14 protein-coding genes are annotated in these 19928 nt (G+C 71.2%); 9 read left to right on the forward strand and 5 right to left on the reverse strand.

Translation table 11 applies throughout. The features are described 5' to 3' along the window. The first annotated feature begins 617 nt into the window (after window positions 1-617). The 4 genes from ACW9J6_RS20220 to ACW9J6_RS20235 all read left to right on the forward strand — a co-directional run bounded on the left by ACW9J6_RS20220 (window position 618) and on the right by ACW9J6_RS20235 (window position 5945). On the forward strand, window positions 618-3935 hold the full coding sequence (locus ACW9J6_RS20220) for an NF038122 family metalloprotease (RefSeq protein WP_457118304.1): 3318 nt from the start codon (window positions 618-620) through the stop codon (window positions 3933-3935). Between the two features lie 201 nt (window positions 3936-4136). After that, complete coding sequence (locus ACW9J6_RS20225; RefSeq protein WP_457118305.1) at window positions 4137-4358, forward strand: hypothetical protein; 222 nt, start codon at window positions 4137-4139, stop codon at window positions 4356-4358. A gap of 197 nt (window positions 4359-4555) precedes the next feature. Continuing rightward, window positions 4556-4912, forward strand: a complete 357-nt coding sequence (locus ACW9J6_RS20230; RefSeq protein ID WP_457118306.1) for a phage holin family protein — start codon at window positions 4556-4558, stop codon at window positions 4910-4912. Between the two features lie 76 nt (window positions 4913-4988). Next, window positions 4989-5945, forward strand: coding sequence for a 2-hydroxyacid dehydrogenase (locus ACW9J6_RS20235; protein ID WP_457118307.1), 957 nt, complete (start codon window positions 4989-4991; stop codon window positions 5943-5945). A 143-nt stretch (window positions 5946-6088) separates the two neighbouring features. Here ACW9J6_RS20235 and ACW9J6_RS20240 read toward each other — a convergent pair whose 3' ends face one another. Next, window positions 6089-7246, reverse strand: a complete 1158-nt coding sequence (locus ACW9J6_RS20240) for an oxidoreductase (protein ID WP_457118308.1) — start codon at window positions 7244-7246, stop codon at window positions 6089-6091. A gap of 200 nt (window positions 7247-7446) precedes the next feature. Here ACW9J6_RS20240 and ACW9J6_RS20245 point away from each other — a divergent pair, with 200 nt between their 5' ends. Continuing rightward, window positions 7447-8907, forward strand: a complete 1461-nt coding sequence (locus tag ACW9J6_RS20245) for a short-chain fatty acid transporter (RefSeq protein WP_457118432.1) — start codon at window positions 7447-7449, stop codon at window positions 8905-8907. 16 nt (window positions 8908-8923) lie between these two features. Here the strand turns inward: ACW9J6_RS20245 and ACW9J6_RS20250 are convergent, their stop codons facing one another. The 4 genes from ACW9J6_RS20250 to ACW9J6_RS20265 all read right to left on the reverse strand — a co-directional run bounded on the left by ACW9J6_RS20250 (window position 8924) and on the right by ACW9J6_RS20265 (window position 12459). Further along, window positions 8924-10120: a pyridoxal phosphate-dependent aminotransferase gene (locus ACW9J6_RS20250; RefSeq protein ID WP_457118309.1), complete on the reverse strand. Its 1197-nt coding sequence runs from the start codon at window positions 10118-10120 to the stop codon at window positions 8924-8926. 132 nt (window positions 10121-10252) lie between these two features. Continuing rightward, entirely contained in the window at window positions 10253-10561 is a 309-nt protein-coding gene (locus ACW9J6_RS20255; RefSeq protein WP_457118310.1) for a putative quinol monooxygenase, read from the reverse strand. Window positions 10562-10612: 51 nt separating this feature from the next. After that, entirely contained in the window at window positions 10613-11257 is a 645-nt protein-coding gene (locus tag ACW9J6_RS20260) for a trimeric intracellular cation channel family protein (RefSeq protein WP_457118311.1), read from the reverse strand. Further along, entirely contained in the window at window positions 11254-12459 is a 1206-nt protein-coding gene (locus tag ACW9J6_RS20265; RefSeq protein WP_457118312.1) for an MFS transporter, read from the reverse strand. Before ACW9J6_RS20265 ends, ACW9J6_RS20260 begins: the two co-directional genes overlap by 4 nt. A 491-nt stretch (window positions 12460-12950) precedes the next feature. Between ACW9J6_RS20265 and ACW9J6_RS20270 the strand changes: the two genes are divergently transcribed. The 4 genes from ACW9J6_RS20270 to ACW9J6_RS20285 all read left to right on the forward strand — a co-directional run bounded on the left by ACW9J6_RS20270 (window position 12951) and on the right by ACW9J6_RS20285 (window position 19899). Continuing rightward, complete coding sequence (locus ACW9J6_RS20270; RefSeq protein ID WP_457118313.1) at window positions 12951-13136, forward strand: hypothetical protein; 186 nt, start codon at window positions 12951-12953, stop codon at window positions 13134-13136. 664 nt (window positions 13137-13800) lie between these two features. Next, window positions 13801-15315: a hypothetical protein gene (locus ACW9J6_RS20275; protein ID WP_457118314.1), complete on the forward strand. Its 1515-nt coding sequence runs from the start codon at window positions 13801-13803 to the stop codon at window positions 15313-15315. Window positions 15316-15790: 475 nt separating this feature from the next. After that, complete coding sequence (locus tag ACW9J6_RS20280; RefSeq protein WP_457118315.1) at window positions 15791-17269, forward strand: DUF6212 domain-containing protein; 1479 nt, start codon at window positions 15791-15793, stop codon at window positions 17267-17269. After that, window positions 17266-19899 carry a glycosyltransferase gene (locus ACW9J6_RS20285; protein ID WP_457118316.1) on the forward strand — a complete coding sequence of 878 codons (2634 nt, stop codon included), beginning with the start codon at window positions 17266-17268 and terminating at the stop codon, window positions 19897-19899. The genes ACW9J6_RS20280 and ACW9J6_RS20285 overlap by 4 nt, the downstream gene beginning before the upstream one ends. Window positions 19900-19928 lie beyond the last annotated feature (29 nt).

The following is a 19928-nucleotide window of genomic DNA, read 5'->3' on the forward strand; positions in this document are numbered from 1 at the left end:
AATTTATGACTGATACAAGTAGTTGCGTTATCAAATCACTCAAATCAAATACGGCTCACGGTTCCCAAATCGCGGCGTATTCGATCCATCACAGCAACACATCAGCCTCATTCATCGTGAGACGTCCATCTTTTCGGCGGCCAGCGGCGTCGAATACGATACGCTTGGGGCGCAGCCCGGGTCCAATAACTCGACCAGCTTCCGAACTCCTTAATCCGACGTTTGGAAGTCCAAATTTCAAGATACTAACATACGTCAGCCATCCCGCCTGTCAGTCCGCGGCATTCACAGGGCCGAGACCGCCTGCGTAGTGCACAACTCTGCCCACTTCGCGCCCAAAAGCTTGCAGAGTGTTTAATGATGGCTTAATGTGCCATATCGGTGAGGTCACAATCGGAGAGCTTACAGCATCATCTGTAAGTTGTTGGCGACACCTGCAGGCTCAGACCGCCCGCAGATGAGACAGGCTTGCGAAGAACGGCTCGAGAGCGACGCCATACGACTTGCTCCGAGTTGATAAAAACTCCGATCCCCAACGTCTGGACACAATCCCGGCCGCGGCACTCCAGTGTCGTCGCCATGCATGCCTCAACTATCAGTTGCAGGGGAGTATCGACGTGGGCAACATCGATCGACGCATTCTCGGTCTCTACGCAGGGTTGGTGAGCAACAAGACCAACACCGACGACGACGCGCTCGCAGCCCTCGGACCCGACGGACTCGCGCCGGGCCAGGACCTGACCGACTGGGCACTGCTCCCGCCGCTGCCCTACGAGCCGGCGGACACCGCCTTCGGATCCGGCAAGGCGCCCGAGCAGGCGCCGCTACCCGCGCTCTCCGCCAAGGCGGCAGCGCCCGGACCGGACACCGCGCCCGCCATCGCCGGGGCCCCGGGAGTTGCCGCGCCCGAGGCCGGTCACCCGGAGGTCGCGCCCGCCGACCCGGCCCAGCCGCCGAGCTTCGGCGCGTCCGTCGGCCCGGCCGCCGCCGGCGACCCGGTCGCCCCGTCGCTGCTTCCCGTCGAGGCCGCGCCGGTCACCTCCGCCCCCCCGGTGGCTGGGACGACCAAGGCCAGCGGCGACGGCGCGGCCGCCTCCGCCGGTGGAGCCGACGTCGCCGCCATCCTGGCGCCCGCCGCCTCCAATCCCACGGCGGCGCAGGATGCCGGGACCGAGTCCGACAGTGGGGCCGCTTCCGCGGCGCAGCAGGACGTGTTCCCGGTGCCGCAGCAGTCGGCCGAAGCGGCGACGCTCTCGCCCGACGCGGCGGCCGCCCTGATCACCGGCGACGCGCCGCAGGATGACGCCACGGGGCCCGACAAGCCCGATCAGCCCATCGCGGCGAGCGACCCGGGCCTGTTCGCAGATGGCCCCAAGGATGACGGCACCGCAACCAATCCGTCGACCTCGGCCGGGCTGCACATCAACCTCATCGCGGACGACAACAACGTCAACGCGCCGGCCGGGTGGGCCGCGGCCGTCCGCCAGGCGGCCGACATCATCGAGCAGAATTTCAGCGACCCGGTCACCATCAACCTCCGCTACGGCTACGGCTCATTCCGCAACGTCATCGACAACAGCCTGACCGGATCGGGCGGCGCCTACGCCAACAGCGACGCCGGGACGACCGGGAACTACACGACCGTGACGGGCTGGCTCGTCAACGACCGCACCACCGCCGACGATTTCAGCTCGTACAACGCCCTGCCGAACAACAGCTCGTCCTTCCCCGGCGGCGCGAACAACTTCTACGTCCCGAACGGGGAACTCAGGGCGCTCGGCCAACTCGCCAACAACTCGACCATCGACGGCTCCGTGGCTTTCGGAACGGGGATCAGCCTCAGCAACATCATCCCGGTCGCGCTGCACGAGATCACCCACGCGATCGGGCGCCTGACGATGCACTACACGCCGGGCGGCCTTCCGGTCATCGCCGACTGGTTCCGCTTCGGCTCGGCCGGCAACTTCCAGTGGACGGAGGGAAGCAGCAGCGCGTCGCCCTCGTATTTCTCGATCGACAACGGTGCGACGCGCCTGTTCGACTTCGGGCAAACGTCCGACTACAGCGACTATCTGAATTCCGGCGTGCAGGGCAGCGACGATCCGTTCAACGAATTCTACAGCGGCAGCACCCTGCACTCGCTGACCACGGCCGACCTGCGGGAGATGGACGTCATCGGCTTCAACCGGGTCGACGACTACGTCCAGAACCACACCACCACGGGCGTGATCGCCGTGAACGGTTCGTCGACCGGCACGATTTCGCCGGGCGGCGACCACGACTGGTTCCGCGTGACGCTGGCGGCCGGCACGCATTACCGGTTCGACGTGCGGGGCTCTGCCGATGGGGGCGGGACCAACCCGGATCCCACCCTCAGCCTCTACGACGGCGCCAGCAACCTGATCGCCAGCGACGACGATTCGGGGGTCGGCCTGAACGCGAGGCTGTTCTACACCCCGACCTCGTCCGGGACCTACTACCTCGACGCTGGCGCCTTCGGTAGCAACACCGGCACCTACACGGCGTCGGTGACCACGGACGACTACGACAACACGCCCCTGACCACCGGCTCCGTTGCGGTCGGCGGCAGCGCGAACGGGAGTATCGAGGTTGCGGGCGACGAGGACTGGTTCCGGACGCAGCTCGTCGCCGGCCACAACTACGTCATCAACCTCCGGGGCAGCCCGACCGGCGCCGGGACCCTGAGCGACCCGGTCCTCACCCTCTACAACAGCGCAGGCGCGACGCTGACATCGAACGACGACGGCGGCTTCGGGCTCGAGTCGCAGCTCGCCGTGCACGCCAATTCCAGCGGCACCTACTACCTCGGCGCGCGGGGCTTCTCGACGCGGACCGGAACCTACCGTCTCGAAGTCAGCGACACCGGCACGACGAGCCGGTTCGAGTCGCCCCACGCGGGCCTTGCCGCCCTGACGCAGAACAACGGCGGCTGGACCACCGAGGACCGCTACCCCCGCGTCCTCGCCGATGTGAACGGTGACGGGCAGAAGGACATCGTCGCCTTCGGCGAGACCGGAATCTACGTGGCGCTCGCCACCGGCGGCGGCAATTTCGCCACCCCGACCTACACCCCCTCCACCTTCACCCCGAGCGGCGGCGGCTGGACCAGCGACACCATCTACCACCGCGAGGTCGCCGACGTGAACGGCGACGGCAAGGCCGACATCGTCGGCTTCGGCAATGCCGGCGTCTACGTCGCGCTCGGCAACGGCGACGGCACCTTCGGGGCCGAGACCTTCGCGGTCGCCAATTTCGGCGCCAGCAACGGCTGGACGTCCCAGGACCGCTACCCGCGCCACCTCGTGGACGTGAACGGCGACGGCAAGGCCGACATCGTCGGCTTCGGCGAGAACGGCGTCTACGTCTCCCTGGCCACCGGCGGCGGCAACTTCGCGGCCCCGACCTTCACGCCCTCGACCTTCACGCCGAGCGGGGGCGGCTGGACGAGCGACACCACCTACCACCGCGAGCTCGGCGACGTGAACGGCGACGGCAAGGCCGACATCGTGGGCTTCGGCGAGGCGGGCACCTACGTGGCGCTGGGCAACGGCGACGGCACCTTCGGGCCGGAGACCCTCGCGGTGTCGAATTTCGGGGAGGGCAGCGGCGGCGGCTGGTCCTCGCAGGACCGCTACCCGCGCCACCTCGCGGACGTGAACGGGGACGGCAAGGCCGACATCGTGGGCTTCGGCGATGCCGGGGTGTACGTGTCCCTGGCCACCGGGGGCGGCAACTTCGCGGCGCCGACCTTCGAGCTGGGCGATTTCGGCGCGACGGCGGGCGGCTGGAGCAGCGACGACAGCTACCGGCGGGTGCTGGGGGACGTGACCGGGGACGGGCGGGCCGACATCGTCGGCTTCGGCGCCAGCAACGTCCTGGTCGCAGCCTCGCACGACTACTTCGCGGTGGGCTGAGCGGAGCGCCGCGGCGGCGGCCGCCGCCACCGAGAGAACGGGCGGGCTCCGATCGCGACGCGGTCGGAGCCCGCGCCTCGTGGAAGGCCCCGCGCGAGCACGCCGCGTCCCGGCCCTATCCGGCCCATCCGAAAGAGGCTACGTCTTCCGAGAGATGTCGCGGGCGAGGCCGGCCGCGATCGACGGGCCGAAGGCGCGACCATGACGGCAGCGGAGATCGAGGCCCTGACGAAAGCCCGGGAGCAGCTCGCCCGGAGCCGGCTCGCCCTGGCCCGGACCGTCGCCGCCTCCCAGGTCCTCGACCTCCCCAGCGTCCAGGCCCTCACGACCGTGATCGCCGCCATCGAGAGCATCGATCGCGTGCTCCTAGATTCCGGGCACCCCTACATGCCGGGCTCGCTCTTCGAGGACGCCGCGTCCTAGAGCAGTATCCGATCACGTTGCAATCGGACGCTGCTCTGGGTCTGTGAATTTTTGCGCATTCCCTGCGACGAACCGGCATCCACTCTGTCGGAAAATGCTCTCGAGGCTGCCACGGCCCGGGAGGAGCGCAGCGCGGCCGGAACGAAGCGGTCCCGGCCGGGTTGTCGGCTCGGCCTCACGCAGATCACGGCAGGGTGATGAACCGACCCGACACGGCCGTCCGCGCGAAGCGGGACAGCATCGTCACCCTCGTCCTCGACGCCGTGGCGCAGACCAGCGACCTCGTGACGATGCATCTCGACCTGCTCGGGGCCGAGCTCGACGGGATCGGGCGGAGCCTCAGGCTCGTGGTCTCCTCCGTCGGCGGCGTCGTGACCCTCCTGTGCTGCGGGGGCTTTCTGCTGCTGATGGCGGCCGTCAAGGCGCTCGCGTGGCTGACCGGGTCGGAGGTGCTGGGCGCCATCCTGGTCGCGGCGCCGTTCGCCGCCGCGGCGGTCGGCCTCGCCGCCTGGGGGATCGGCAAGATGCACGCGGTCGGGCACCGGGCGCGCTGAACCGCGATCGCCTCGCGGTCGCCTGCGGGATGCCCTACCGGGTGTTTCGGACCTGACCGACGCGGCGAGATTCCCGATGCACGACCCCATCGCCTTCCTGGGCACCCTGGAGCCCGACGACGAGGCGGCGTTCCTCGCGGCCCTGGCCGCGGCGCTGCCCGAGGAGACCATCCGTCCCTTCGCGCAGCTGAGCGCGACCGAGCGGGAGACCGTCGCGATCGCGATCGTCGCCAATCCCGATCCCGGAACGGTCGCGCGGCTGCCGCGCCTCGCCTGGATCCAGAGCCTCTGGGCGGGCGTCGAGCGCCTCGTGCGCGATCTCGGGCCGACGGGCGTGCCGATCGTCCGCCTGGTCGATCCGGAACTCGCCCGAACCATGGCCGAGGCGGTCCTCGCCTGGACCTACTTCCTGCAGCGCGACATGCCCGCCTATCGCCGCCAGCAGGAGTCCGGGCTCTGGCACCCGCGCCCCTACCGGGCGCCCGCCGAGATGACGGTCGGGCTGCTGGGCCTCGGCGCGCTCGGGACCGCCGCCGCGCACCGGCTCGACCAGGCGGGATTTCAGGTCGCCGCCTGGACCCGCACGCCCCGGTCGGCCCCCGCCCCGCTGACCGCCGACCGGGCGTTCAGCGGGGCGGAGGGCCTCGCGCGGCTGCTCGGGCTGAGCGACATCGTGGTCTGCCTCCTGCCGCTCACGGCGGAGACGCGCGGCCTGCTGGATGCGCCGCGATTCGCCGCCATGCGGCCGGGAGCCGCCCTGATCAATGTCGGGCGCGGCGCGATCGTCCGGACCGACGCGCTCCTCGCGTCCCTCGATGCCGGGCACCTCTCGCACGCGGTGCTCGACGTGTTCGAGGTCGAGCCCCTTCCCGCGACCTCACCCCTGTGGCGGCACCCGGGCGTGACGGTCCTGCCGCACGTCACCGGCCCGACGACGCCCCGCACGGCGGCGGCCGTCGTCGCGCAGAACGTCCGCGCCTACCGGACGACCGGACGGGTGCCCCCGGCCGTGGACGTCACGCGGGGCTACTGATCCGCCTGTCGGTCAAAGCGGATCAGGTGAGGATCCGCCTGGTTGCGGCCTCCTCCTGTCCGGATCGCCTCGTGGCGCCGCACGCGTCCGGCCGGGGCGGAGCGTGATCCCGCAGGCCGCAGGGCCGCCCCGCGGGACGGCGGCTATCGCGGCCCGGCGGGTCCCGCCGCCGGGAGCGGCAGACCGACCGAGTCGGCGGCGGCCTGGGAGCGGGCGTTCCGCAGCCACCAGCCCCAATCCTCCGGGACGAGCGAGAAGGGATCCGGGTGGCCGAGTTCCCGCGCCGCCCAGACCGGCCAGTGCGGATTGGCGAGGGCGGGACGGCCCAGGAAGACGAGGTCGATGAGGTCCTGGCGGATCGCCCGGTCGGCCTCCGCCGGGACGCCGAGGTTCCAGCTCACGCCCACCGGAATGCCGACCTCGCGCCGGACGCGCGCCCCGCGCTCGACCATGAACGACATCCGTCCGAAGGGTGGATCCGTCATCTCGTCGGTGTTGAAGCCGAGGCTGAGGTCGGCGAGGTCGAGCCCGTGCTCGCGCATCATCGCGATCGCCACCACCGCCTCGTCGAACTGCACGCCGCGCGCGTTGAGGTCGTCCGACCCCAGCCGCATCGTCAGCGGCAACCGCTCCGGCCAGACCGCCCGCACCGCGTCGAGGGCCTCCAGGTGGAAGCGCAGCCGGTTCTCGAGGGAGCCGCCGTAGCGATCGGTGCGCCGGTTGGCGATCGGCGAGAAGAAGCTCGCGCCGAGATAGCCGTGCGCGAAGTGCATCTCCAGCCAGCGGAAGCCCGCCTCCAGGGCGCGCCGGGCGGCCTGCGCGTAGGCGCGGTGGAGGTCGTGGATCTCCGCGACGGTGAGTTCCTCGACCGGCTGGGTGAACTTGCCGCCGTAGGGGATCGGCGAGGGGCCCTTCACCTGCCAGCCCTCGGGATGGTCGGGCGGGAGCTGGATGCGCCCGAGCCAGGGGCGCGTCTCCGAGCCCTTGCGGCCCGTATGGCCGAGCTGGATCGCCGGCACCCCGCCCATCTCCGTGACGATGGCGCAGACCCGGGCGAGGCCCTCGACCTGCGCGTCGTCGTAGATGCCGCCGCAATGCACCGTCGTCCGGCCCTCCGGCACGATCGCGAGCTGCTCGGGGAAGACGAGCCCGAAGCCGCCCGCCGCGCGCGAGCCGTAGAGCATCACGTGGAAGTCGCTCATGTGCCCGTCGCGGGAGCGGTGCATGGTCATGGGCGACATCGCGATGCGGTTGCGCAGCGTGACGTCCTTGAGCGTGAAGGGGCTGAACAGGTCGGGCATCCGGCACCTCGGGCATGGGCGGGCGCCCGGGCGGCGCCCGCCGACGGGCCTTGAGGGAAGGCAGAGTGGTGCACGATCCCGCCGCGCGCCAGACCGTCTCCCGCCATGCCCGCCCGGGCGCGCAACCACCGGGCCGCGCCAACTCTTGTTAACGAACGCCGCGCGCAACGACCGGCGAGGGAGACACGCCCATGACCACGATGACGGCGCAGACCGGCCGACCCGCGGGCACGCGGCCACCCGAGGGCCCGGCCGAGGCCGTCGGCGGCCTCGCGCGGCTCGGCATCCGCTTCACCGCCTGGGCCGAGCGCTGGTTCCCGGACGCCTTCATCTTCGTCGCGATCGCCGTCGTGATCGTGGCGCTCGGCGCCCTGGCCATCGGCGCCCCCGCCTCCGCGGTCGCCAAGAGCTTCGGGGACGGGTTCTGGAGCCTGATCCCCTTCACGATGCAGATGGCCTTCGTGACGATCGGCGGCTACGTCGTGGCCACCGCGCCGCCGGTGCAGGCGATGATCGATCGCCTCGCCCGAATCCCGCGCACGGGGCGGGGGGCGGTGGGCCTCGTCGCCATCGCGACCATGCTGTCGTCCTTCCTCAGCTGGGGCCTCAGCCTGATCTTCGGCGGCCTCCTCGCGCGGGCGCTGGCCCGTCGGACCGAGCTGCGCATGGATTACCGCGCGGCCGGCGCCGCGGCCTATCTGGGCCTCGGCGCGACCTGGGCGATGGGCCTGAGTTCCTCGGCCGCCCAGCTCCAGGCCAATCCGAAGAGCCTGCCGCCGAACGTGCTGCCGATCACCGGCGTGATCCCCTTCACCGAGACGATCTTCCTCTGGCAGTCGATGCTGATCGCCCTCGTCCTGTTCGGGCTCTCGGTCGTGATCGCCTACGTGTCGGCCCCGTCCCCGGCCGGCGCCGTCACCGCGCAGGATCTCGGTGTGGACGTCGCGGCCCGGGAGGAGCGGCGCGGTCCACCGGCGCAGCCCGGCGAGACGCTGGAGCACTGGCCGCTCCTGACCCTCTTCCTGGTCCTCATCGCGGGCGGCTGGATCTGGCAGGAATTCGCGCGGCAATCCTGGATCGTCGCGATCTCGAACCTGAACACCTACAACCTGTTGTTCCTCACCCTCGGCCTCCTGCTCCACTGGCGCCCGCGGCGCTTCCTGGACGCGGTCGCCCGGGCGGTCCCGGCCACCTCCGGCGTCCTGATCCAGTTTCCTCTCTACGCCGCGATCAGCGCGATCCTCACCGGGGCCAAGAACCCGGCGGGCGACACGCTGTCGGAGGCGATCAGCCACGCCTTCGTGAGCGTCAACACGGCCGGCACCTACCCGCTCTCGATGGGCGTCTACTCGGCCGTGCTCGGCTTCTTCGTGCCCTCCGGCGGCGGCAAGTGGCTGCTGGAGGCGCCCTACGTGATGCAGGCGGCCAACGAGCTGAAGGTGCATCTCGGCTGGGCCGTGATGATCTACAACGCCGCCGAGGCGCTGCCGAACCTCATCAACCCGTTCTGGATGCTGCCGCTGCTCGGCATCCTCGGCCTCAAGGCGCGCGACATCGTCGGCTTCAGCTTCCTGCAACTCCTCGTCCACCTGCCGGTGGTGCTGTTCCTGCTCTGGGCCCTGGCCTTCACGCTGACCTATCACCCGCCCGTCCTGCCGTGAGGAGCGCGGGCGCCGGTCACGCGCCGAGGACCGCGGACAGGCGGGCCACCGCCTCGCGGGCCAGGGACGGGCTGATGGCGAAGCAGAGGCGGAGGAACCCCTCGCCCGCCGGGCCGAAGGCGGTGCCGGGCGCGACGCCGACCTTCGCCTCGCGCAGGAGACGGAGCGCGAGGTCGAGGCTCGGCTCCCGGCCCGCCACGTGGACCATCAGGTAGAAGGCACCGTCCGGCACCGCGACGGTGACGCCGGGCAGGCGCGACAGGCCCGAGACCAGGATCTCGCGGGCCTCCGCGCAGCGCCCGACCATGGTGCGGATGAAGCCGTCGCCCTCGTCGAGGGCGGCGACGGCCGCGTGCTGGACGAAGGTCGGGATCGAGGTCGTGTTGTACTGGCCGAGCTTGGCGAAGGTCGGGGCGAGGCCGGCCGGGAAGACCAGCCACCCCGCGCGCCAGCCGGTCATGGCCCAGTTCTTCGAGAAGGTGTTGGTGACGATCAGGCGGTCGTGCTCGGTGCAGATCTGCAGGAAGGACGGCGCGATGGCGTTGCCGTAGGTGAAGTGCGCGTAGACCTCGTCCGACAGGATCCACAGGCCGCGGGCGCGGGCGAGGTCGCGCAGGGCCGTCATCTCGGCCTGAGGCATGATCCAGCCGGTCGGGTTCGAGGGCGAGTTCACCACCAGCACCCGGGTGCGCGGGGTCAGCGCCGCCTCGATGTCCGCCAGCGGCAGGCCGAAGCGCCCGTCGGGCATCACCCGGTAGGGCACCGTCACGGGCACGCCGCCCGCGATGCGAACCGCCTCGGCGAGGTTCGGCCAGGCCGGGGAGGGGATCACGACCTCGTCGCCGGGCTCCAGGAGCGCCTGCGCGGCCTGCATGATCGCGTTCATGCCGCCCGCCGTGACGGCGAAGCGCTCGGGCGGGACGGCGACGCCCCAGTGGCGGGCATGGTAGGCGCTCAACGCCTCGCGCAGGCGCGGCAGCCCGAGCGAGGTGGCGTAGCGCGTGTGGCCGTCCAGCATGGCCCGGTGCGCCGCCTCGACGATGAAGGGCGGCGTCGGCAGGTCGCCCTCGCCGATCCACAGCTTCACCACCTCGGGGTCGTCCCGCCCGCGATCCGCCACGAGGCCGATCTGGCTCGTGCCGAGGCCGAGGATGCGCGGGGAGAGGTCGGCGGCGCGGTCGGCCGCCGGCGCGGGAAGGTCCGCAAGGCTCATGGCTGGGATCGGTTCCTGGTTCGGGATGCCGCCGGGCGGCGGCGAGGCGCACGCGTCCGACGCCTTGCGTCGGTCGGGGCGCGTCGCGGGGCCGGTGCATGCAGGATGCGAGCCGGCCGCGCGAGAGAGGGGTCAGGCGGGCGTGAGCACGTGGATCACCCGCGAGGCGACGAGGTCCTTCGTGCGCGCCGCGTAGGCCGCCATGTGCGGCGCGGCCGCGTGCGCCCGCAGGGCGTCGAGGCTGGCCCAGGTCTCGATCACGACGAAGCTGTCCGGCCCGAGCGGCGTCTGCAGCGGCCCCACCCCCTGGGCGTCGATGGCCGGCGCGTAGGCGATGCAGCCGTCCTCGGCGTGGACCGCCGGCATATTGGCGCGAAAGGCCTCGAGCACCGCCTCCCGCTGGCCGGGTTTGGTGGTGATGATGGCGAGGACGTGGATCACGGCGATTCCTCCGATTCGGGGTCGACAGGGTGAGGGTCCCGGCGGCACCGATCAACGGATCGGCGCGGCGTCGGGCCCGCGATGGGGGCGCAGGGTCAGTCGCCAGCGGATGGCGGCGCCCCGCAGCACGAAGCCCGCCGCCGTGCCGATCAGGGCCGGCCAGGGATCGGTCAGACCCGCCGCGACAAGAACCACGAACAGGCCCGCCGCGGCCAGCGCCGCCGTCACGTAGAGCTCGTGCCGGATCAGCACCGAGGGCACGCCGGCCGCGACGTCGCGGATCACGCCGCCGAGGCAGGCCGTGGTGATCCCGGCCGCGGCGGCCGAGATCGGCGCGACGCCGAATTCCAGCGCCTTGCCGGCCCCGTAGACCGCGTAGGCGGCGAGGCCGGCGGCGTCGAGCCATTCGAGGGCGCGCTGCGGCCACCAGCGCAGGGGCAGCGCCCAGGCCGCGACGGCCACGAGGAGGCAGAGGACCACCGGGGCGGGGTCCCGCATCCAGAAGACCGGCGCGCCGATCAGGAGGTCGCGCAGCGTGCCCCCGCCCGTCGCCGTGACGAGGGCGAAGAAGCAGGCGCCGACGATGTCGAGCCGCTTGCGGATGGCCGCGAGCGCGCCGGAGGCCGCGAACACGGCGAGGCCGGCGACGTCGAGCCAGGGCAGGAGCGTGGCGAGGGCGATCGGCCCGGCGGTCACTCCCCCGCCTCCCGCAGCCGCGGCAGGAACCACGCCAGCAGCCCGATGGCCGGCAGGAAGGAGCAGAGCCGGTACACGGCGTCGATGCCGTAGCGGTCGGCGAGCGCCCCGAGGATGGCCGCCGCGAGGCCGCCCAGGCCGAAGGTCAGGCCGTAGAAGAAGCCGCCGACCAGCCCGACCCGGCCCGGCATCAGTTCCATGGCGTAGATCAGGATCGCCGCGAAGGCGCTCGACATGATCAGGTTGATGACGATCGTGAGGTCGCCCGTCCAGAACAGGCCGGCATAGGGCAGGGCGAGGGTGAAGGGCAGCGCGCCCAGGATCGAGAACCACAGGATGCGGTTGCGGCCGATCCGGTCGCCCAGGATGCCGCCGCCGAGCGCGCCCAGCGCCGAGGAGGCCAGGAACAGGAACAGCATGACCTGGGATTGCTGGATCGAGAGGCCGAACCGGCCCATCAGGTAGAAGGTGTAGAAGGACGAGAAGCTCTGGGCGTAGGCGTTCTTCGAGAACAGCAGGATGATGAGGATCGTGAAGGGCACGACGACCGCCGCGCGGGGGCGCCCCGGGATCGGCCCGGCGGCGCCGGCCGCCGCCTTGGCCGGGCGCGGGGGCGCGATCTGCGCGTAGCGCCCGGCCGTCCAGGCCATCAGCCCCATGGCGGCCAGGGCCGCGATGGAGAACCAGCCCAGGCTGTGCTGGCCCAGCGGCACGATGATGAAGGCCGCCAGCAGCGGCCCGAGGGCACCGCCCGCCTGGCCGCCCACCTGGAAGATGCCCTGCGCCAAGCCCTGCCGCCCGCCCGAGGCGTTGCGCGCCATGCGGGTCGCCTCGGGATGGAAGATCGAGGAGCCGAGGCCGACGCAGGCCGAGGCGGCGAGCAGCAGCCCGTAGCTGCCGGCGAAGGCGAGGCCGAGCAGACCCGCCAGGCTGAAGGCCATGCCGACGATCATCGAGTGCGGCATCGGGTGCTTGTCGGTGTAGAAACCGACGGCCGGCTGCAGGAGCGAGGCCGCGAGCTGGAAGGTGAGCGTGATCAGCCCGATCTGGATGTAGTCGAGCCCGTAGGTCTCCTTGATGATCGGGTAGATCGCCGGGATCAGCGACTGGATCATGTCGTTGAGCAGGTGGGTCACGCTGAGGGCCACCAACACCGAGAGGGTGGCCTGGCGGGGCGGACTCAGTGCGGCGACGGCGCTCATTGGACGTTCGCTCCCCCTGAAGCGGCGTCGACGTTCCGTCGCTCCGGGGCCTTCGGCCCCGCACTGCCGCATCGCGTGATTGGTCTTCGGCCGAACTGGCCGGCGCATGTGTCCCCGGCCCGGCGCGCCGACGCAAGCGCCAAGATCGCGGTGCATGATTGCGTCGGCCGCAGGCCCCGTGACCCTGACGGGTCGGACCGCGTCCGCGCGTCGTTCACGGCAAGACGGCCCGCGGCCGCCTCGCGGGACAAGCATCGCCCCGATTCCGAGTTCCCCACTCTTGCCGGTAAGTGCGTGACCCGACATCGGACGTCAGTTTCCGCCCGAATTCCGGTGGAACATCGGCAGAAAACGAAACTTGTCCCGTCATCCCACCCGAACAGGATGATGCGATGCGCTTCCTCGTACTTTGCGCGACCTCGGCGTGCGTTTCCACTTTGCTCCTTGGCGGCACCGTCTCGGCGCAGACTGCCGCACCGATGAGACCCGACGTGGAATCGACGGGATCGACCGTCACGGTCCAGCCGAACACGACCGGCAACGATGTCGACGTGGTGATCGCCCGCGGCGCCACCGGGGCGGACACGATCACGACCGACTCGGCGGCCGGCAGCAATGCGCGCCTGCCGGAGCGCCGGATCCCGAACGGGAGCGCGAGCGGCGCCGGCGGCCAGTAGGGTAGGCACCCATCCCGGCGCAGCTGCGGGTTCACGCGTCGCTGTCCGACACCGAGCGGTTGAGGGTGAAGCCCGATCTCCCCTCCCCGCAAGCTTGATCGCTCTCGGGCAAGCCCGAGAGCGACTGGGGATAAGAGATCGCGGCTCATTCTCGATCGGGTCGGGTCGGAATGGGAAACGTGAGCCCGCGAGCCCGTACGGGGGAGGGGATCCCGCACCTCACCGTGCGGCCACCGGTCACCCGCCGCCGCAGGACGCTTTTCACGTCCCACGCAACATGTGCGCACACGGCCGGCTGCCACCGAGGGGGACGGGGGCGGATCCCCCGGCATCCGCGCTGCCGAGTGGAGCGCGCCGCCGCCTCGACGGAATCGCGGCTCAAGGGAGCCGGCCGCAGCCGGAGTCTCGGCGTCCTTCGATTGAGGCCGTGGTCCGCTTCCTGTATAGCCGGTCGATACACGCCGAGAGTTCCTCACCGCGGGTCCCGGCCGTTGGGTCAAGCGGCTCGCGAGAGGCCCCAACGCCGCCGATCGAGGGACGTCACCCGCCTCCGGACGGACGAGGAACGTGGCACGATCGCCTTTGAACGGAATGCCTCATCGTCAGGCGAGAGGTTCCGTTGGGAAGGCCCTCCGCGCTGAACACCGAAGCAGCGGGAATGGTCATGAACGTAGACGTGTTGTTCTCCTGCATCTTCGCAGAAGATATCGATTTCCTGAAGCTCTACATTCAGAATTTCCTGCACTTCACCGACGACGCCTGCGGCCTCGTGATCAACCTGGGCCGGGATGACGACCTGTCGCCGCTCGGAGACGTCCCCCCGCGAATCCGCATTCATGTCGGGGCCACACCTCGGAGCAAGGTCGGGCCGACGCTGCTGATCGGCCACCTGGAGAACCTCGACCTTGCCGAGAGGCAGGGCAGCACCTTCGCGTATTTCTGCACGCTGGCCTCGAACGCCCTGTTCGTGCGCAGGACGCGGGCCTGCGACATCCCCGGTGCGATGACCCTCGGTGCCGGCGACCCCTTCGCCTGCAGCATCGATCGCCTCCCGGACGATTGGCACTGGCCGAGCGTCGCGAGCGACACCGCCTTCGTCGCGTATTGCCGCTCCGCCGGGTTCGCGTCGCTGCGCATGTCGCAGATCGAGGGCCTGTGCGCGTCGCGGTCCGATTGGAACCGCATCGCCGCGCATCGTCCGTTCCTGGACGACGCCGCCCGGAGGGAGGTGCAGACCTTCCCGTACGAGGAGATCCTGCCGGCCACCGTGCTGACGGCGCACCCGACCGTGCGATTCGGCATCCTCTGCTACAATTTCTGGGAACGGTTCGCGACCAGCGGCGGCGCGGTGCGGTTCGACGACCTGTTGCGGCCGGCCGAGAGCCGGGATGCCCCGTCCTCGATGCGGGGGACCCGGGTCTGCGCCATGAAGCGCTTCCAGCGCGACCCGGCGGATCCGCTCACGGCCTTCCTCTGCGGCAGTGGTGCGGCCGCGCATCTCGACGCGATCCACGACATCGCCTCACGCGGGCCGGACGATCCTGTCGGGCTCTTCTACCGGGAAGCGCTGCAAGCCCTGCTCACCCACCGCGAGGCCGTCGACCTGTTCTCGCTCTGGAGGGCGAACGGGTCGGCGGAGGCGATCTGCCTCTACGCCGACGCGGCCTGCCCGCCAGCCCGGCGGATCGAGGCGCTGCCGGCGCCGGCCGGGAACGCCGCCCCCTACCTCTATTTCGAGGGCGTAACGGACGTCTACGGCATCGCCATCGACGTGGCGTGGGACGGCCGCTCCCACGTCCTGAGGTCGCGGTGCCGCCCCGCCGGATCCGGCGGCGATCTCGGGATCATCGTCGCCTATCTCTACGTGCCCGCCTATGCCGCGACCGGCAGCACCGTCATCGTGACCGCGCGGAGCATCGACCGGTCCGGCGCCGCAATCCCCGCTCTCGGGCGACTGACCTACTGCTACAAGGGGCAGTACGCGGTGCTGCAGGAACTCGCCGACCCGGCGGAGGCTCTCGACGCGCCCGCTCCCGACCGCAAGACCTTCCGCGGGGACCTGCCGATCGCCGCCGTGGACGGCAGGAGCGAGGTCTATGTCGGGGTGCCGATCGTGTCCGGCATCGAGGCGGAATTTCGCGTCGCGGTGCGGCGGTCGCCGATCCCGGACGCCGGCTGACCGCGGTCGCGGCCCTCTTGCGCGTGTCACCTGCACCGCCCGGGATGCGGCGCGATCCGCGGCACCCCGGTCCCGCAAGCCCTCGCCGAAGGTCGGCGGGGCGAGGTGCCGGCCCATGACCCCGCGCCATCGTCAGTGATCGGCCTCGACTCGTCTTGGCGGGTGAGGCGAGATGGGCCGATGCGTCCGGCTGCACAGCCGCCCTTGCCCAAGGGGATCTCGGCGGACCTTCCGGAAGATGCGGTCTCACTCCGCGTATCGTCTTGGCCAATGGCGCGAAACGGGATAAGGGATCGTTCATCGGGCCGCGATGGCCTGCACACGCCTGAGCGAACGCTCGGTCAATCAAAAGACCAATTGTCCGAATGCACGACGTGAAGACGGCGGTATCGTCATGCCCGTAGAGATGGCGATAGCATCGGAGGGGCCGCATATCACGGCGCCGCATTACGCATTCGTCGTTCTCGACCGGCTGGTGCAGAATCTGAACCTGTCGGCAGCGAGCCGACACCACGTGGTCCTCTCCGAGCGCGACCTCGCGGCGCTGCAGGGCTTCGAAGATTCCGAGACTGGCCCCGCGAACGACCCGCGTTTCCTGGCCCGCCCGGTGATCGGGATCGTCCTGGACCGAGCCTTCACCGAGGCTCACCCGGAGGCGATCGGCAGGCTGCGGCAGATCGCGCCGAGGATCGACGGCACCGACGCGATCTACGACGCCTCCGCGGGTGTCGACGGCATCCTCGACTGGCAGCTCAGCCGGACCCTCGGGCTCTCGGGGCGGTTCCTGGCGGATCTCAGCGCCGGCCACGTCGAGGCGGGGCGGCTGCAGCAGATCGTCTACGAGCAGTTCGAGGCGCTGCAGGAGGCGCAGCGCTACGTCGAGCAGGCCACTACGCCACCGCCCCGCCTCGGCGTGTTCCTGCCGCCGTCCGGCGCCGTGCTGCGTCCGTCGGAGGTCGTCGGCCTCACCGGCGTCGCGCAGAACTCCAAGCGGGAGTTCCGCGCGGTCCACGCCTTCGAGCTCCACCTGGCCGAGATCGATCGCGGCGCCCATGCGGCGGTGCAGGTCGGGCTGCGGGCGGCCCATTCCCGGACTCGTCTCGGCACCTGGACCCTGGCGGCCTCGGACCTCGACGCCGGGTGGAACCGGTTCGACTGCCCCTTCGCCGCGCAGCCCCTCGACGAGCCGGTCGAGATCGAGATCCACTGGCAGGCGGATGCGCCGCCGCCGATCGCGATCGGCCTCGGCGAGATCACCATGGATCCGCGGATCGGCTGCCGCCGCTCGGACGGCACGGTGGACGAGCGACCGATGGCGGTGCGCATCTACGCGGGCGTGCCGGGGCTGCGCCTGCCGTTCCACGGCTGGGGCCGCCTCGCGGATGGCGACGCCGCCCGGGATCGGCCGAGTCGGGTGAGGATCGACGAGTTGCTGGCGCGCGCCGCCTACGGGGGCGGCCTGCCGGAGCCGCGCGCGGACATGCTGCGCTTTGTCAGCACCGAGGCGGGCCTGCTCGTGCATCCGGCGGATCGCGCGACGCATGTGGCGGTGATCCGCAACGTGCGGATCGACGACGTGCGCGCGCTGGTGGCGGATGTCGCCCTGGCCCATCCGGACGCCTCCACCACGGAATTCGGCCTGTTCGCCGCGCCCGCGGCGGCGGCCGTGCGGCTGCGTCGGCCCGCGTCGCGCAGGGCCCGGCGGCGCTGGCTCGGACCGGGAGGCGGGGCGCGGACGGGAGCCGGCGACGGGAGCGCCCAGGATCTGGACGGGCAGGCCGCGTGGATGCGGCTCAATGCGGGCGAGCAGGGGCAGGTCGTGTTCGAGGTGCCCGGCAGCCTCGGCGGCTGCTTCGACATCTACCTGGCGACGCGCGAGGCCGGCGAGGGCACGCGCCACGCCCTGGCCCATTTCCTCCACCTCACCGCGATGCGGGGGAAGCGCCCGGCGTGACGACGAATCCCTCTCCCGACCCGTCGGCGCGACCGCCGGCCCATCGGGACCTCCCGCGGCTGGCGGTCGTCGTCCCGGTCTTCCGGCACAGCGGCCTGGTGCGGGAGGCGATGTATTCCCTCGCGCGCCAGGATCGGTTCGACGACGTGGACGTGATCTTCGTCGACGACGGCTGCCCGGATCGTCAGACCTACGCGACGCTGACCTTCTTCAGCGCGCGCTGGCGCAACGTGCACTACATCCGGCAGGCGAATGCGGGGCTCAGCGCGGCGCGCAACCGCGGGATCGAATTTGCCCTCCGGGCGCTGCCCTGGGCCGAAGGGATCTACTTCCTCGACGCCGACAACGTGCTCGCGCCCTACAGCTTCGCGGCGATGCGGGAAGCCCTCGCCACCCATCACGACGCCGACTGGTTCTATCCCGACATCCGCATGTTCGGGTTCCGTCTCTTCAACGACTACAGCGGCAGCTTCAACGCCTACGCGGCGGCGGTGGTCAATATCTGCGAGGCCGGAAGCCTGATCCGGCGCCGGATGGTCGAGACGGGCCTTCGCTTCGACGAGACCATGCGGCAGGGCTACGAGGATTGGGACTTCTGGCTGTCGGCGATCGAGCGCGGCTTCCGCGGGCGCCACCTGCCGGCGCTCGGCCTGTCCTACCGGAAGCGCGCCGAGAGTATGCTGGCCGATTCCGCCCGGGCCGACGGCCAGATCCGGGCCTATTTGCGCCGCAAGCACCGGGACCTCTTCCAGGTCAACACCTTCGTGCAGCTGGAGCACGACGAGCTGCCGCGCTTCGCCGTCGTGCTCTCCGACGAGGCGAGCGTCGAGATGGCGACGGATCTCCAGCGCGGGGGCGCGCGGATGAGCCGGCAGGCCTACGAGACGCGGGTCTGGCAGGCGATCCGGGAGCCCGCCTTCGCCTCGGCGGGCCAGTACGCGGTCACCACGTCGGGACGGACGCTCGCGCTGCTGCGCCGCCTCGGGCTGACGCGCTGGGTGACGATCGAGGCCGAACGGGCGCTCGCGTCCCACGGCTTCTTCGCCCTGACCCTCACGGCCTCGGACGGCGACGCGATCCAGGTGCGGCGTGCCCAGGGCTTCTCGTCCCGCGCCCACCTGTTCGCCGCCGGCCGCCGGCTCCTGCACCGGATCGCGACGGACGAGGGGGAGGATTGGATCGCCGGCCTCGCCGGAGGCGGCGACACCTACGACGTCGTCGCGCTCGACATCGCCCTACCGGGGACGCTGCTGGGGGGCGAGGGCCTCAAGGACGTGGCGGTGCACGACTTCGTGCAGCTCTGCCGTCACCTGCGCTGCCACGATTTGCGGGGCCGTCCGAACAATCTGGTCGAGGACGTGTATCTCGGGTCGCGCGCCCTCGACGAGATGATGCCGCGCGCGCGCACGCAGTTCGACGGGGCGATGCTGCCGCCGATCGCGGCCCCGCGCGAGGGCCGCCTGGCTTTCCTGCTCCCGCATTGCGACTTCGGCGGCGTCGAGAAGGTGACCTTCTGCCTGAGCCGGGAACTGCGCCGGCTGGGCTTCCACACCAGCCTGTTCCTGATCGGCAGCGAGGTGATCCACCGCGCGCACCACGCCGCGGAGGCCTTCGACGACGTCTACGCCGTGGACGTGCGGGACCGGATCGCCGCCTGGCACGGGGGATCCTTCCTGGGCACGCGCGTGCCGGAGATCCGCGACGAGGACTGGGCCCGTGACTTCGCCAACCTGCTGACGACGTTCGAGCTCGTGGTGAGCTGCCACTCCGCGGAATCCCTCGGCCTGTTCAGCGCCCTGCGGCGGCGCGGCGTGACCACGGCGACCTACCTGCACCTCTTCGACAAATCGAGCATCGGGGGATATGTCGGCCATCCGACGCTCGCGCTCGCCTACGAGCACGCGATCGACCTCGTCCTGACCTGCTCCGAGATGATGGCGGTCGACGCGGCGGGGCTCGGCATCCCGCGCGCGAAGATGCTGCCCCTGCCCAACGCGCCGTCACTGGCGGCGGACAGCCGCGCCGAGGCCGAGGCGCGGCGCGGGCGGGACGGGCCGCTGCGCCTGCTCTATCTCGGCCGGCTCGACACCCAGAAGGGTCTCGACCGGCTGGCGGACATCATCGACCAGGTCGACGAGGATCCGGACTACGAGATCCGCCTCGTCGGGAAGGCGGTCCTGACGGACGGCAACCTCGTGCTGAGCCGCCACGCGCACCTGATCGAGCCGCCGATCTACGACGACGCGGCCCTCGCCGAGGTCTATCGCTGGGCCGACGTGCTCCTGCTCCCGTCGCGCTACGAGGGTCTGCCGCTCAGCGTGCTGGAGGCGATGGCCCACGGCGTCGTCCCGATCGTCGCCGAGTGCGGCGCCGTCGCCGAGGCGGTGGAGAGCGGCGTCGACGGTTTCATCGTTCCGCAGGCCAGGTGCGTCGCGGGGTTCCTCGCGCATCTGCGCGCCCTCGCGGCCGACCGGGAGCGCCTCGCCGCAATGGGCCGCCGAGCCGCCGCCCGGGCCGGCGCGCGGTCCTGGAGCCGCCTCGCCGAGCGGGTGCGCGATCGCCTGATCGCGATCCGGGCGGCGGGCCGCGAGGCACGGGAGGCGGAGGCGTCCGCGCGACGGCGCGCCTGACCCCGATCCCACGGACCCGCCGCGGCCGG

This window comes from Methylobacterium sp. JK268 (assembly GCF_054052225.1).